The organism is Moraxella ovis (genome assembly GCF_900453105.1).
Classification (GTDB): domain Bacteria; phylum Pseudomonadota; class Gammaproteobacteria; order Pseudomonadales; family Moraxellaceae; genus Moraxella; species Moraxella ovis.
Map to the genome: position 1 here is coordinate 908,369 of NZ_UGPW01000001.1, position 15,214 is coordinate 923,582.

General features: G+C 43.7%; 12 protein-coding genes, 1 tRNA gene and 1 pseudogene. 10 read left to right on the forward strand and 4 right to left on the reverse strand.

Annotated elements, in window-relative coordinates; translation table 11 throughout:
- The first annotated feature begins 6 nt into the window (after positions 1-6).
- From mnmG to DYD54_RS04500, 5 genes are read left to right on the forward strand one after another with little or no spacing between them, the layout of a single operon-like run.
- Complete coding sequence (gene mnmG / locus DYD54_RS04485) at positions 7-1,896, forward strand: tRNA uridine-5-carboxymethylaminomethyl(34) synthesis enzyme MnmG (protein ID WP_063513916.1); 1,890 nt, start codon at positions 7-9, stop codon at positions 1,894-1,896.
- Positions 1,889-2,911, forward strand: coding sequence for a DNA cytosine methyltransferase (locus tag DYD54_RS04490; RefSeq protein ID WP_228703598.1), 1,023 nt, complete (start codon positions 1,889-1,891; stop codon positions 2,909-2,911). Before mnmG ends, DYD54_RS04490 begins: the two co-directional genes overlap by 8 nt.
- Complete coding sequence (locus DYD54_RS11550; RefSeq protein WP_218563640.1) at positions 2,898-3,347, forward strand: hypothetical protein; 450 nt, start codon at positions 2,898-2,900, stop codon at positions 3,345-3,347. The genes DYD54_RS04490 and DYD54_RS11550 overlap by 14 nt, the downstream gene beginning before the upstream one ends.
- Positions 3,348-3,914, forward strand: a complete 567-nt coding sequence (locus DYD54_RS11555) for a hypothetical protein (protein ID WP_218563641.1) — start codon at positions 3,348-3,350, stop codon at positions 3,912-3,914. It abuts the gene before it with no gap.
- A gap of 11 nt (positions 3,915-3,925) precedes the next feature.
- A complete protein-coding gene (locus tag DYD54_RS04500; protein ID WP_063514964.1) occupies positions 3,926-4,879 on the forward strand; it encodes an AEC family transporter in 954 nt (317 codons plus the stop codon).
- Between the two features lie 122 nt (positions 4,880-5,001).
- On the opposite strand, the pseudogene aqpZ reads toward DYD54_RS04500, so the two are convergent.
- Both aqpZ and DYD54_RS04510 read right to left on the reverse strand, forming a co-directional pair.
- Positions 5,002-5,638, reverse strand: a pseudogene (gene aqpZ, locus DYD54_RS04505) (aquaporin Z); the annotation flags it as partial.
- A 344-nt stretch (positions 5,639-5,982) separates the two neighbouring features.
- Positions 5,983-7,128, reverse strand: a complete 1,146-nt coding sequence (locus DYD54_RS04510) for a cupin domain-containing protein (RefSeq protein WP_063513918.1) — start codon at positions 7,126-7,128, stop codon at positions 5,983-5,985.
- A 262-nt stretch (positions 7,129-7,390) separates the two neighbouring features.
- Here DYD54_RS04510 and prmB point away from each other — a divergent pair, with 262 nt between their 5' ends.
- From prmB to DYD54_RS04535, 5 genes are all read left to right on the forward strand, one after another.
- Positions 7,391-8,419: a 50S ribosomal protein L3 N(5)-glutamine methyltransferase gene (gene prmB / locus DYD54_RS04515; RefSeq protein ID WP_228703615.1), complete on the forward strand. Its 1,029-nt coding sequence runs from the start codon at positions 7,391-7,393 to the stop codon at positions 8,417-8,419.
- 1 nt (position 8,420) lies between these two features.
- Complete coding sequence (gene aroC, locus DYD54_RS04520) at positions 8,421-9,509, forward strand: chorismate synthase (protein WP_063513920.1); 1,089 nt, start codon at positions 8,421-8,423, stop codon at positions 9,507-9,509.
- Positions 9,510-9,513: 4 nt separating this feature from the next.
- Positions 9,514-9,981 (forward strand): Cys-tRNA(Pro) deacylase, encoded by a 468-nt coding sequence (gene ybaK / locus DYD54_RS04525; protein ID WP_063513921.1) that lies wholly within the window; start codon positions 9,514-9,516, stop codon positions 9,979-9,981.
- A 22-nt stretch (positions 9,982-10,003) separates the two neighbouring features.
- Positions 10,004-10,366: a hypothetical protein gene (locus tag DYD54_RS04530; RefSeq protein WP_063513922.1), complete on the forward strand. Its 363-nt coding sequence runs from the start codon at positions 10,004-10,006 to the stop codon at positions 10,364-10,366.
- Between the two features lie 156 nt (positions 10,367-10,522).
- Complete coding sequence (locus tag DYD54_RS04535) at positions 10,523-10,996, forward strand: hypothetical protein (protein ID WP_147285067.1); 474 nt, start codon at positions 10,523-10,525, stop codon at positions 10,994-10,996.
- Between the two features lie 244 nt (positions 10,997-11,240).
- Here DYD54_RS04535 and DYD54_RS04540 read toward each other — a convergent pair.
- Positions 11,241-11,327 (reverse strand) — tRNA-Leu (locus tag DYD54_RS04540).
- A 94-nt stretch (positions 11,328-11,421) separates the two neighbouring features.
- Entirely contained in the window at positions 11,422-15,213 is a 3,792-nt protein-coding gene (locus tag DYD54_RS04545) for an AAA family ATPase (RefSeq protein ID WP_063513924.1), read from the reverse strand.
- Position 15,214: the final 1 nt, after the last annotated feature.

Below are 15,214 nucleotides of genomic sequence, written 5' to 3' on the forward strand. Positions count from 1 at the left end.
AATCTTATGAGCTTTTTAACCAAGACATTTGATGTCATCGTCATCGGTGGCGGACACGCAGGCACAGAGGCCGCTCTTGCGTCCGCTCGCATGGGGGCAGATACCCTACTTATCACGCACAACATTGAGACGCTAGGGCAGATGAGCTGTAACCCTGCCATTGGTGGTATCGGTAAGTCGCATCTGGTGCGTGAAGTGGATGCACTGGGCGGGGCAATGGCACTCGCAACTGATAAGGCAGGCATTCAGTTTCGGGTGCTAAACAGCCGAAAGGGGGCGGCCGTGCGAGCGACCCGAGCCCAAGCCGACCGTATTTTATACAAGGCAAGTATCCGTCATACGCTTGAAAATCAGCCAAATTTGACGATTTTTCAGCAACCTGTGGACGATATTATCGTGGAGAACGGGCGTGCGGTGGCGGTGGTTACAGCCACGGGCATTCGTCTAAATACCCGTGCAGTGGTGCTGACATCGGGGACGTTTTTGGGTGGGGTGATTCATGTCGGGCTAGACCACCAAAGCGGTGGACGGGCAGGCGATATGCCGTCTATTCGTCTTGCCGACCGTTTGCGTGAGCTTAAACTGCCAGTCGGACGACTAAAAACAGGTACGCCTGCTCGTATTGACGCTCGTACGGTGGATTTTAGTGTGATGACCCCACAACCAGGGGATACGCCCTTGCCTGTGATGAGTTATATGGGCGATGTTGCCATGCACCCAAGCCAAATCATGTGTTATATTACGCACACCAACGAACGCACGCATGACATTATCCGTGCCAACCTTGACCGCTCGCCCATGTTTAGCGGTAAGATTGAAGGGGTGGGACCCCGTTATTGCCCAAGCATTGAGGATAAGATTCATCGCTTTGCCGACAAAGACAGTCATCAGATTTTTATTGAGCCTGAGGGCCTCTCCACGCATGAGCTATACCCCAATGGCATTTCAACGAGCCTGCCCTTTGATGTGCAAATTGAGTTTATTCATTCTATGCGTGGGCTTGAAAATGCTCATATCACACGCCCTGGCTACGCCATTGAATACGATTATTTTGACCCGCAAAATCTCAAACCCACGCTAGAAACCAAATCCATTGACGGTTTGTATTTTGCAGGGCAAATCAACGGCACGACAGGCTATGAAGAGGCGGCGGCACAGGGGCTACTGGCAGGGCTAAATGCAGGACGCATGGCACTTGGCAAGGCATCGTGGACACCACAACGGCACGAGGCGTATCTTGGCGTGTTGGTGGACGACTTGATAACTCACGGCACCAAAGAGCCGTACCGTATGTTTACAAGTCGTGCCGAACATCGCCTGCTACTGCGTGAAGACAATGCGGACGAACGCTTGACCGCCATTGGGCGAGAGCTTGGGCTGGTAGACGATGAACGCTGGGCGAAATTTAATCAAAAAATGGAGTCCATCGCCAGCGAAACCGCCCGCCTAAAAGACATCTGGGCAACGCCAAATAACGCCATTGGTAAAGCCTTTATGGAAAATACAGGCGAGATTTTGACCAAAGAAAACAGCCTGCTTGACCTTTTAAAACGCCCAAATATCAGCTTTGCCGACATTGCCAAAGTGTCAGACAGTACGGTGGGCGATGACGTGGGCGAGCAGATTGAGATTAGTGTTAAATATCAAGGCTATATTGACCGCCAAAATGATGAGATTGAGCAGATGAAACGCCTTGAAAACACGGCTCTACCGCTTGATTTTGATTATGCAAGCGTGTCAGGCTTATCCAACGAAATCGTGCAAAAACTCACTCAAGTCCGCCCTGCAACATTGGGGCAAGCAAGCCGTATCAGCGGTGTTACCCCTGCGGCGGTGAGTTTACTTGCGATGACGGTTAAGAAGATGGTAAAAGCCAAAAAAGAATTGAGTGATTGAGTGTGATATGAAACAAATATCTTTTGAGTTTGGAGAATGTAATTCCCAAACCAAATTAAAAGCCATTGATTTATTTGCAGGAATTGGCGGTATTCGTTTAGGCTTTGAACAAGCCTTTGGCGATGACATTGAATTTGTTTTTTCATCAGAATTGGATAAGTTCGCCAAGCAAACTTATCACGCCAATTTTAATGAAATGCCCTATGGCGATATTACACAAATTGAAGCCAAAGACATTCCGCCTCACGATATTATTTTGGCAGGATTTCCTTGTCAGGCATTTAGCATTGCTGGGTTAAGAAAAGGTTTTGATGATACTCGTGGTACTTTATTTTTTGATGTGGCTCGCATTGCTAAATACCACAAGCCCAAACTGTTATTTTTAGAAAATGTCAAAGGCTTTAAAAATCACGATAAGGGTAATACTTTTTTGGTGGTAAAACAAACTTTGGAAGAATTGGGCTATCGTGTTTATGCTGATATTTTAAATGCCAAAAACTTTGGTGTTCCCCAAAATCGTGAACGCATTTATATTATTGCTATTTTGAATGATTTTAATCAAACAGCCAATATTGATTTTAATTATTTAAAAAATATCGTTAAGCCGTCCAAAGTTGGTAGTATTTTACAAGAAAGCGTTGATGACAAATATACCATTTCCGATAAATTATGGGCAGGTCATCAACGCAGAAAATTGGAACATAAACAAAAAGGCAATGGTTTTGGGTATTGCCTGTTTAATAAAAATTCGGATTATACCAGCACTATTAGTGCCAGATATTATAAAGATGGCTCTGAGATTTTGATTGAGCAACAAGGTAAAAATCCACGCAAATTAACCCCAAGAGAAGCGGGTAGATTGCAAGGATTTCCTGATGATTATGTGATACCTGTTAGTGATAATCAAGCCTATAAGCAATTTGGTAATAGTGTGGCTGTACCTGTAATTTATGCCTTAGCAGAGCATATTCGCAAAGTGCTATTTGATGGAGAAAAATTAAATGAAGTTGCCTAAAATTGAAATTAAACAAGAAAAATCAGACATTAATTTAAAATTTTATCTGTTTTTAAAATATATCATCAAAGCAAAGTTAAGAGATTTGCAAGTGAACGCTATTTTGCAAGAATACCAATTGTTTTTGACTGCTAAGGATTTGGAGTTATTTAAGAAATCCGTATTGGATAATTTTAATCAACCAACAAAAACTGCCAAAAATCAATTTAATAATTTATCAGAAATTTTCACCCAAACCAATACTTCTACTGATGCAGAAGTATTGGTATTTTCTTTAAAATTATATTTGATTAAAGATTTGTTATTGCAAGAAGCCAAACTAAAATCTATTTATGATTTGGATAAATTAAAAGAACTTAATCCCTTATCTTTGGAATATGATAAAATCACAGTTTTTAACCCTTATACCACTCGGGTAAATGGGGCTTTATTGTGATTGGCTTTCTTTGAAAGTTTGGACAATGGATTTATTTCAAAAACAACCGATGAATTTATTTTAAGCTTATCCAAGCAAAGTCAAGAATTGCAAAAGTTTGGTTTAGAACCCAATCAAATTTTTATGATTGTTTTTGCTGAAAGCATCAACCAATCCATTACCAGCCATAGTGGCACGGATTATGAAAATCGTATTTTGTCGGTTTTGATTGGATTGGGAGTTGATAAGAACGCAATCAAAAAAGTTCACGATAATGCCGATAAATCCACAGAATTTGATTTGTTTTTTGAATTAAATGGCAAAAGTTATGGCATTGGTGCAAAACGTACTTTGCGAGAACGCTATAAGCAATTTATTAAAACTGCTCAAATGACCCCAATTGATGTGATGATTGAGATTACTTTGGGAACGGATTTGACACAAGAAAAAGCAAAATCCATTACCAATCACGATGTTTATTTGTTTGTGGCTGATGAAGTTTATCAAGCCAATGTTTACTTGCAAGAAATGGATATGGTATATTCTTGTCAAGAATTAAGTTTGGATTTGTTGAGAAAGTTACCATGAATCCCCAAGAAATCCTCCAAGCCATTAATTTCGCCTTCATGATTGTCTTTCCAAACCTAGCCTTGATGGGGCTAGGTTTTTATATGAAAAGGGCGGGCAAGATTGATGAGGATTTTATTGATACCGCATCCAAAATCGTCTTTAATTTTGGTTTGCCGTGCCTGCTGTTTTTTAGTGTGATAAAAAGCGAAGTGAACTATGCCGAGCAGTTCCCGCTCATCATGGCAGGGTTTTTGACGACTTTTGTACTATTTTTTGGGGCGGAACTGTACGCCAAAATGCTCATCAAGGACGTGCGTGATAAGGGCGTATTCGTACAAGGGGTATTCCGCTCGAACATGGCGATTATCTCACTGTCGGTGGCAACCAACGCTTATGGCGCGGTGGGGACGAGCGTGGGGGCGGTGTATATGGGGATTTTGACGATTTTGTATAACATTTTGTCGGTCATTACCTTATCACGCACGAGCCAGAGTAAGGGGTTATTGGCTCAAAGTCGGGACATTGTGATTAAGATTTTTCAAAATCCGCTCATCATCGCCTTGGTGTCTGCCTTTATTTATAAGGGGGTAGGCTTACCTTTACCGCCCACACCGATTGCCAAAACAGGTCAGCTACTGTCAAACATTGCCTTGCCACTTGCCTTGATATGTGCAGGCGCGACGCTGGACATTAAGTCTATGTTAGGGCTGTCGGGCGTCTCCATGCAGGCAAGCATTGGGCGGATTATTGTCGCTCCACTGCTTGCGGTGCTGATTGGTGTGGCGTTTGCCCTACCGCCTGTACAGTTTGGCGTGCTGTTTGTCATGGTGGCAAGCCCTGCCGCCGCTGCAAGCTATGTCATGGCAAAGGCAATGGGCGGTAATGACGTGTTGGCGGCGAACATTTTGGCATTTACCACGGTGGTGAGCATGATAGGCATGGCGGTGGGCATGGCGTGGCTTAGGGTGCTTGGCTGGGTATAAAATACACAATAAAAATGAGCCTGATTTAGGCTCATTTTTATTGGAGGGGATTAATCGCGTGTTTCAAGCAGCGCGCGGTAAATTACACCACCTAGCACACCACCGATGATTGGTGCTACCTAGAACAACCAAAGCTGTTCAATCGCCCAGCCACCTTGGAATATTGCCACTGCCGTACTACGTGTAGGGTTTACCGAGGTGTTCATACTGGAATGCTGATTAAGTGGATTAGCGTTAGAGTCAGACCGATCGCGATAGGCGCAAAGCCTGCTGGTGCGCGCTTGTCAGTTGCGCCATGGATGATGATTAGGAAGAACGCGGTTAATACAACTTCTGCCACCAATATCGCCATCATTGAATAGCCATTTGATGAATGTTCGCCAAAACCATTCGAAGCAAAGCCGCTTGCCACAGCGTCAAAACCTGTCGCTCCTGAAGCGATACATACAGCACAGCCGCCGCTGCGATACCGCCGATTACTTGCGCTCCGATACAGCCAAATGCGTCTTTTGCGCCGAAACGACCGCCTGCAACCAAGCCTAGCGTTACTGCAGGGTTAAAGTGACCGCCTGAAATATGACTCACAGCATAAGCCATGGTCAAAACTGTCAGACCGAATGCCAAAGAAACACCAGCAAAACCAATACCTAGCTCTGGAATATCAGCTGCCAAAACAGCACTACCACAACCACCAAAAACCAACCAAGACGTGCCGAAAAATTCTGCATCTGGCTTCTTAGGCAATGAAACATGACTCATTGCATGCCTCAATATTAGGATAAAAAGAAAATAGAACGTTTGCAAAATAAATCTATCATTCTAATGTTGCCATAAAAAGACAAGGCGGAATTTAGGACTTAGCTTGCAAAAGAACTGAACAAAAATTAATCAATTTAAAAACATTCATTAATGCTAATCAATAAACACGCGTATTCTAAAGTTATTTATCTAGTAACAGTAGGGGGTTTGTGTACAGTTGTGTGTTTTTAGTGATAATTTTTATAACGATATGAGGGTTTTTTGTGAAGTTTTGTATTTATAATTAGTTTATTGGCTAAATAAAAGCCCAATGCAAGATTGGGTTTAATTAATGATAGACGATATCAGAGCAAAATCAGCCAATTATCATTGAGCCAATTTGTACTACTTGTCAATAACTCATTGTCTAAGTCGTTAAACGTAATCACGTCATGATTGGTAAAGCGGTCAATGAGTGCCAGCTCTTTGTCATTAAAACACACGCATTCGCCATTGATGTACCACTCATCGTTTTGTCGGACAAATCGGCAGGCGGGATTTATCATCAAGCATTCGCCATTTTGCAAGCGTTCGGCAAGCTTATCGGGGGCAAGTTCGTCATCAAAGGCGACTAGGTCATACTGGCGTTTGCTGACCAGTTCGCTCAATGCTTGGGTTAAAATGGCGTTACCTTTGTCAGAATTTAGCAGATTGATAAGCTCGCTTTTTATGGCGGTAATGCTCTCGTCTGTTAGCTCATAAGCGTTGTTTTGTAAGGCTTGGGGCAGGATAAGCGGAGAGAATAGGGTGTGTTCGCCTGTAGCAACGTCCGCTATTTCGTCTAGGATTTGCACCATGTTGGGACGGCGAAACCCAAAGCTAAACGTCAAGCAGTCGTCTTGGGCGACCCCATAATGGCTAAGGCGTGGCGGTACATACAGCACATCCCCTGCTTCTAGGATTTCATCAAAAATAATCTGCCCCATGTCGTCAAGCAGGCGAATGGGCTGACCTTCGATAAATGGCGTGTCGCTATCGCACATTTTGCCAAGCGTCCAACGGCGAGAGCCATAGCCTTGTGCTAAAAACACGTCATATTCGTCATAATGCTCGCCTACCGAACCGCCCGCCCCAGCGACCGATACCATGATGTCGTCTTGTTGCCATTTTGGAATAAAATCAAAGGCTTGCCACAGCTCGCCAAGCTCGGGCGACCACTGTTCTAGGTTTTGTACCAGCACTGTCCACAGGCGTGGGGTGTTTTGCAGGTCTTGCTCAGTCAAAGGCGAATTTTTAAGCGTCCACTCCTTTGAGTTGTCTTCTTTTTGGGTAATAAGCCGTGCTGATACGCCGTCTTCTATCGCCAAATCAAGCACGTCTGTCGGCTCAAACATACCCACAAGGGCAGGCAAGCCGTTTTTGATAAGTAGGGGCTTTTTTTGCCAGTATTCTGCCAAAAAAACCTCGGGCGTGATGTCAGTAGGCAAACAAAAGGACAATTTGTCAGTCATGGGTGTCTCTTATGGATGTTGAATATGGTTAATTTGATTATTTTAACAACTTTTAGTCAAAAAAACTATTTTTATGCATTAAACCTTCCTAAAATCGGTTTTAAAATCAGCCATTTTTCTTTATAATGATGATTTTATTTATCAAGAGAATACCATGTCAGGCACACACCAATTTAGCGATGAATTTGCGGGCGATTTTGACCAAGACTTTGATCAAAGCCTTGAACACGAGTTTCAAGACGATAACTTGACCGAAGGTAAAATGAGTCAGGCTCAACTTGATGAGCTGTATGCTGAGCTGGACGAGGCGGGTAGAAATCTGCGGACGATTCGTGATTTTATCCGTTTTTGCGTGAGCAAGCTGCGTGAATATGACGTGGTGGTGGCACAGGGGACGACCGATGAATTTGCTGAAGCAGCGGCGATAGTCTTGCACACATTATCACTAGATTGGTCTGCGGACCCTGAGATTCTTGATTGTCGATTGACAGACAGCGAAAAACAAGCGGTACTTGAGCTGCTATCTGCTCGTATCACGCAGCGTAAGCCGTTATCATATTTGATTAATTTGGCGTATTTTTGTAATTTGCCGTTCTATGTTGATGAGCGTGTCCTTATCCCGCGCTCGCCAATTGCTGAGCTAATCAATCAAAGATTCTATCCGTATTTTGATGTGGATGATGCCAATAAAGCTGATTACTATAATCATGGTTTGCAGGAATTACAGCTGACACCACCTGAGCGTATTTTAGACCTTTGCACAGGATCAGGTTGTATCGCCATTGCTTTGGCGACAGCTTTCCCCGATGCCAACGTCGACGGGGCGGACATTGATAAAGATGCCCTAGAAGTGGCATGGACGAACGTCGAGCATCATGAATTATCTCATCAGGTCAATCTCATTGAGAGTGATCTATTTGCCAAAATCCCTGCCGAGAATCAGTACGAACTGATTGTAACCAATCCGCCTTATGTGGATGCGGCGGTCATGGCGGAGCTACCGCCGGAGTTCTTGCATGAGCCAGAACATGCCTTAGCGGCAGGGCAGGATGGGTTGGATTTGGTACATCAAATCTTGTACCACGCCCCTGACTATCTGACAAAAGACGGGCTGTTGGTGTGCGAAGTGGGCGACAGCGAATGGGCGTTACGCCAATCTTATCCTGAGATTCAGTTTGACTGGCTCACTTTCCAAAAAGGCGGAAGTGGGATTTTTGCCATTACCTGCGAGGAGCTTTTGGAATATCGTGATGAGTTCAAAAGACAGGTTGAGCGAGTAAAGGGGGTGTAACATGTCAGGCAACACAATAGGGCAACTTTTTACCGTAACCACCTGTGGCGAGTCGCATGGCGTGGGGCTTATGGCGATTGTGGACGGTGTACCGCCCAATTTGGAGCTGTGCGAGGCGGATTTGCAAGCCGAGCTTGACCGCCGTAAACCCGGCACGTCCAAATTCGCCACTCAGCGTAAAGAAGATGACGTGGTGGAGATTATCTCTGGGGTGTTTGAGGGGCGTACCACAGGCACACCGATTGGGCTACTCATTCGCAACACCGACCAAAAATCAAAGGACTATGGCAACATCGCCACGACCTTTCGCCCCAATCATGCCGATTATACCTACACGATGAAATACGGCTTTCGGGACTATCGTGGCGGTGGACGTTCGTCTGCTCGTGAAACTGCCATGCGTGTGGCGGCAGGGGCGATTGCCAAAAAATATCTCAAAGAACGCTTGGGCGTGGTCATTCGTGGTCATGTTACCCAAATCGGCACCGAAAAGACAGACAAACTAGATTGGGATATTGTGAACCAAAACCCGTTTTTTTGTGGGGATATTGATGCTATACCACGCTTTGAAAAATTGGTTACGTCCTTGCGTGAACAAGGCACAAGCTGTGGGGCGAAGTTGGAGATTTTTGCCGAAAATGTCCCTGTGGGTTTGGGTGAACCGATTTTTGACCGACTGGATGCCGATATTGCCCATGCGATGATGTCTATCAATGCCGTTAAGGGCGTGGAGATTGGCGATGGCTTTGCGGTTACCGAGCAGTTTGGGCATGAAAGCCGAGACGAGCTGACCCCTGACGGCTTTTGTGCCAATCACGCAGGCGGGATTTTGGGTGGGATTAGTAGCGGGCAGACCATTCGTGTCGCCATTGCCCTAAAACCGACCGCCAGTATCACCACTGCAGGCAAGTCGATTAACCTAGACGGTGAAGCCACAGACGTGATTACCAAAGGTCGCCATGACCCTTGTGTGGGCGTGCGAGCCACACCGATTGCCGAGGCGATGCTTGCCATTGTCCTACTTGACCATTATTTGCGTCATCGTGGGCAAAATGCCGATGTGGTACAACCTTTAAAGCCGATTGAGTAATGTCATGACCCCTGCCATTCGTCTATTAAAAAACCAAAAAATCGCCCACAGTATTCATGAATACGACCATGATCCAAATAACACCAATTTTGGGTTGGAAGCGTCCGAAAAGTTAGGTTTATCGCCTGACACGGTGTTTAAAACCTTGCTCGTTACGGATGGCAAGGCGTATTTTGTGGCGATACTGCCCGTGTGTCATTTGCTGAATTTAAAGAAAATGGCAACGGCTGTCGGCGTAAAAAAGCTTGTTATGGCAAACCCTGCCGATGCCGAACGCTTAACGGGCTATATCGTGGGTGGGATTAGTCCCATTGGGCAGAAAAAACGCCTAACAACCGTGATACATTCGTCCGCCCAAGCCCTTGATAACATATATGTGAGCGGTGGCAAGCGTGGGCTAGATATAGGTGCTGCCCCTGATGATTTGGCGAATCTTTTGACAGCTAAATTTTTTGACATTATTGATGATTAATCTTGTATTTTAAGGATATGTTATGAAAAAATTAGCTGTATTTGGCGTGGTTACATTGTTATTATCTGGCTGTGCAACTGGCGGCAATGGCGGCATGCTGGGTGATATTGGCAACAGTCTATTCAAGGAGGCTGTCGATTATCAATGCCGAAATGAATTAAATGCCAACCGAGTTTACAAAACCGCCAGCATTCTCATGAGCGACGCACAAAAGACCAAAATTGAAAATCGAGTGTGTGGCTGTGTGAGTGAAAAAGCACCTCAAAGTGTAACCTTGAACGAGGTCGGTCGAGCGGTAATCGATCCGACCGCTCGCACCCAGATTGCCACCAAAGCAGTAACTAAGACGTTAAACGCTTGTGTGAATGAATTTTTGTCAGGTTAATAAAGATTTGTTCAGCGGCTTATTTGTTTTAGTTTTGTAAATTTTATGTTATAATTTGTATTCTTTAGATTTATTTGTACTCTTAAATTTGTACTCTTAACAACCAAAAGTATGCATGGCTGATAAATGATTGCTTTTCACCCAAAAGACAAATCTATGGCTGATCTCTCAAAAGGGCGATGGGCTTTGGGATTTTTTTTGCTGCTTACTGGCTGTGGTAGTGAGAGCGCAGAGGTGGTTAAGGCAGAGCAATCGGCTGTCATCTCAGAGGATTATACGCCCGCCAGAAACGATAAGTTGCAGCAGAGACGGGCAAATGTGGGCGATGAATGCCCTAAATTGGTGCAAAAACGTGTTGATCACACTGCCATCTCTCGTCAAGATAGTATTATGGGTAATACTTGTGATTATTTTATTTATCCAGCTGTGGGTGATACGCTGACAGTCTATGTATCCGATGGGCGCATGAAGCCTTTTTTGAATACGCCATACTATCACGATTTTGCCAACGGCAGTTATAAAGTAATCGCGAACGGTAGGCATGTCATTCGCTTGGAATACAATGCGTTGGAACATAAGCCTGCCGTGATGGATTATGTGCTTGTGGTGAATATTACACCGCCAAAGTAAGTCGTTAAAGTATTGTCAAATATATCAAAAAACCTAGGTATTCCCTAGGTTTTTTAATTTGTTGGCTTTAATGGCGGTAAATCCACTAATCTTATTTAAAAAATCTCGTATTTGGGGTGAAGGAGTGGAGCGGCTAGGGTGATTGTTGTATGGTTGTATGATTATTATTCTGCAAAATAGCCAGTTGTATTAATATATATTTGAATAAGCAATAAAAAACCCTTGAATATTCAAGGGTTTGTGTTGGTACCAGTGGTCGGACTCGAACCGACACGCTTTTAAGGGCAACGGATTTTGAATCCGTCGTGTCTACCAATTTCACCACACTGGCATAAGTGGTTGTCGTTAAACATGCAGCATATTATATAGGATTTTTTAAAAAGGTCAAGTGTTTTTAATGATATTTTAAAAAATCCGACTTCTATTTAACCACCACTAATGACACCGGCGCCACTCAATCGACTTGTGCCATTAGCGCCTTTATGAACGAGAATCTGAGTGCTGATGCGCTCCTTTAGTGTGGCGACATGTGAGATGATACCAATCATTTTCCCTTCTTCTTGAAGTGCGGACAAGGTGGATAGGGCGATATCCAGTATCTCTTCATCGAGCGTGCCAAAGCCTTCATCTAGGAATAATGAGTCAATCGTAACCTTGTCACTGCTCATCATGGAGAGACCCAAGGCGAGCGCAAGACTGATGATGAAACTTTCACCACCTGATAGGTTCTTTGTGCTGCGCTCTTCATTACCTTGATGGGTGTCGATGATGCTGATTTCTAGTGAGTTTCTGTCATCGGCATTGCCATGTTTTAAAATATAGCGTTCGTTCATTCGGCTAAGTACTTGATTGGCGTGATATAGCATCAGATCCAGTGTTAGCCCTTGGGCGAAGTTGCGGTATTTTTTGCCATCTGCTGAGCCGATCAGCTCGTTTAACTTTGTCCAGATTTGAATGTCCTGCTTCTTGCGCTTGATGTTATTGGTTAGTGTGTTTTGTTTTTCGCGGGCAATAGCAGCACTTTGTAGGATTTGTTGGTTTTTACCCAGGCTTTGTAGGGACTCGCGTTCTTGTTGTTGCAGCTCATCTCGCCTGTGATAGAGCTCATCAAGTGTTTCTTTGTTGGTGATGGATTGGGCGAGCGTGTTTAAATTGTCATGCTCTTCTTCTAGGCTTTCTTTGCTGCGCTTAATAGCGTATAAGATGGCATCCGCTTCTTGGCTTAACTTTGCTCTGTCGTTGTGATTTAAGCAAGCCTGTAAGAACGCTGCCTCATCATCAAATCCCTTTTTGTGTAAGGTGGACGTGAATTCATCGGTCGCTTGTTTAGCTTCTTGAGATAGATTGTTTAGTTTGCTATTAAGTGATTGTAGCTGCTCGGTCAATAATAACGCATTGTTTTGATGATGGTTGTGCGCATTGACAGCTTTATTTAGCATCTCATTGCCGCGCTGAAGTTTTTGCCTTAGTAGTAGGGCTTCATCATCAATAATTTTATCGCCAAATATCGCCTGCCTTTGTGCTTGCAGGCTGCTGATGTTATCTTGGATATTGGTGTACTTTTCTTGATATGAATGGCTATCTAAGCTTAATTTATCAAGTTGCTGCTGCTGATTATCAAGGCTGATTTTAATGCCATCAAGCATGCGAGTAGATTCTTGATATTTGATTTTAGCGTCTTGATGGGTTTGATATTTTTGATTGAGTTTATTAATTTTATCTAAAATATCATCTGATATGCTTGATAAGATTTCAATAGTGAATTCTGTATTGAAGTCACCTTTGCGTATTGTTAAGTCATACTTATCTAAAGTATGCGCGATGTTGAAATGGCTTTGCTTAAAGTTATTCAAGGCGTGATTAAGATGTTTGGTCTGTTGATTGATGATGTCTTGGGTGTTGGCAATGTTGCCCTTTAAAGTCTCGCCTTCGACTTTGATCTTGCTAAAGTACTGTGTGTATTTATCTACATTATTAATCGCTTGGGTCAATTCGGGTTCTTGTGCTTGGTACTTGGCATGCGTGCTATTTAGCTGTGCTAGTGTTTGCTGATTCTGTAGGATTAGGTTGTTTAATAGATTGTCATCCAATTGATTAATATCAAAACTAAAATCATTCTTAATGCTTGACAGCTCATCAAGCGCTTCTCGCATCTTTTGTCTTAAAGTGGGTTGCTGCTTGATGATGTCGTCAAGGTTTTTATTTAGATTATCTAAATTATTATTACTGACGGCAAGTTGTTGGTTGTTACTTTGCATTGAGCTATTTAGGGTGCTGATTTTGTCCTTGGTGTGTTTAATCGTCTCTGCATCCGAGCTCTCTTCTTCGTGCAGGTGCGGGTGCTTATCAGCATAAGGGTGATCAATGGCGCCGCACAGTGGACAGGGTTTGCCATCTTGTAGATTGCTAAGGTGCTTTTTGAGAATGCTGACTTGTAGGCGTAGGGCGTGCGCATTCTCAAGTGTGATAAGGGTTTTGTTTTCTTTATCCAGTTCATCGCCAAGCTGCTGGGCTGTGTTTTGTATTTCGCCAATCTGCTTGGTGAGGTTGCCGATTTGAGTTTGTAGCTTAGCGACCTGCTCTTGGTTGAGCTGATATTGATCATAAGGGTCTTTTAGGGTGGTTAGTGTGGATTTGATCTGTGATTGCTGCTGAATTTTCTGGTTGATGGACATACCGTACCGCATGATGGCTTCAGCAGTGATGGGGCTTTGTATTCCCGTCAAGGTGATAAAATCAGCCTGTATTAGCTCAAAGTTTTTCTGACTGTTGGTTAATCGAGTCTTGGCATCTTGATAATCAATACGCTTTTGGGCGATGGTGTTTTGTAAGCCATCAAGGGCAGCTTGATGATGGTTAAGGTCTTGATTAAGTATTTGAATTTCTTGGATTTGACTATTAAGCTGTGTGTGTTCTGCGTTCAGACGACCCAGATCCTGCCCAAGATCGGCGACATCATAACGAAGCGTATCTTGTAGCTCTTTTAAGATTTCGTTCGTTTTGGTTTGATCATTGAGTAATGATTGGATGTTGTTGTTTAATGCTTGAATGTTTTGATTGTTTTGGCTGATAGTTTGATTAAGCCGATCCTTTTGTTCATTTAGATGCGATAATTGACCATCAAGCTCGCGAACTTGCTTAAAAATAGGCTGTGCGGCAGCCTCTTCGCTCTCGACGTCTTTTAAATTTTTGGCTGCATTGTCTTGTTCTATCGAGCTTTCGGTGATGCTTTGCTGAGCGTGATTAAGATCACTTTCAAGCTTTAGAATATCATCTCTGACTTGGTTTTCTTGCTCACGCAGATGGGAGAGTTTGGCATATTCGTCGTGGATGGCAAAGGCGTTATTGGCAAGCTCCAATGCTGCAAATTTTGGCTTAAAATGTTCTCGAGCCTGTTCGTGTTCGGCAAGCGATTGGGTGAGTTTTTGAATTTTTTGTTCGATTGTTTGTTTTTGTTCTAGTTTTTTTATGTGAGTTTCGGTGTCTTTTAGGGTGTCTTGCTTTTTTTGAAGTGCAGCTTTATCCGCCTCAATGCTTGCTTTTAAGGTGTTAAACTCATCGTCAGCCATGATCTCACTGTCGTCAAGCTTGTCTTGTAGTGCGGTGAGTTCTTGGCGTTTTTGTTTTTGAATTTCAAAGGCTTTAGTACCGATTCTGCCGTAGATTTGGGTACCTGTGATTTGTTCTAGAATTTCGCCTTTTTCACCAGCATCCGCCTTCAAAAATGCTGCAAAATTCCCCTGAGCAAGCATGACAGAGCGGGTAAATTGCTCAAAGTTCATGTGCATGATTTCGATGGCTTTTTTTTCGCATAGTTTGATTTTACTCTCTAAGATCTTGCCATCATCACCTACGTGATTAATTTGACTGATTTCTCGTTTGATGGCTTGTAATTTGCCATCCGCCTTACCGCCAGCGCGGCGTTGCTGCCACGTGAATCGATACATCTTACCGCTGATTAGTAGTTCAACTTGTGCGCCACATTCACCTGCGCCTAGGCTCATGAGTTCGTTTTGAGTGGTACTAATTTGATTGATGCGTGGCGTCTCGCCGTAGATGGCAAGGCAGATGGCATCCAAAATCGTTGTCTTGCCCGCACCCGTCTGACCGATGATGGCAAAAATACCATCGCGTACGAACGCATCATCGGTAAAATCAATGTGCCAATTGTCTTTAAGGGAGTTAAGGTTGTTAAATTTTAGGCTTAAAATTTTCATG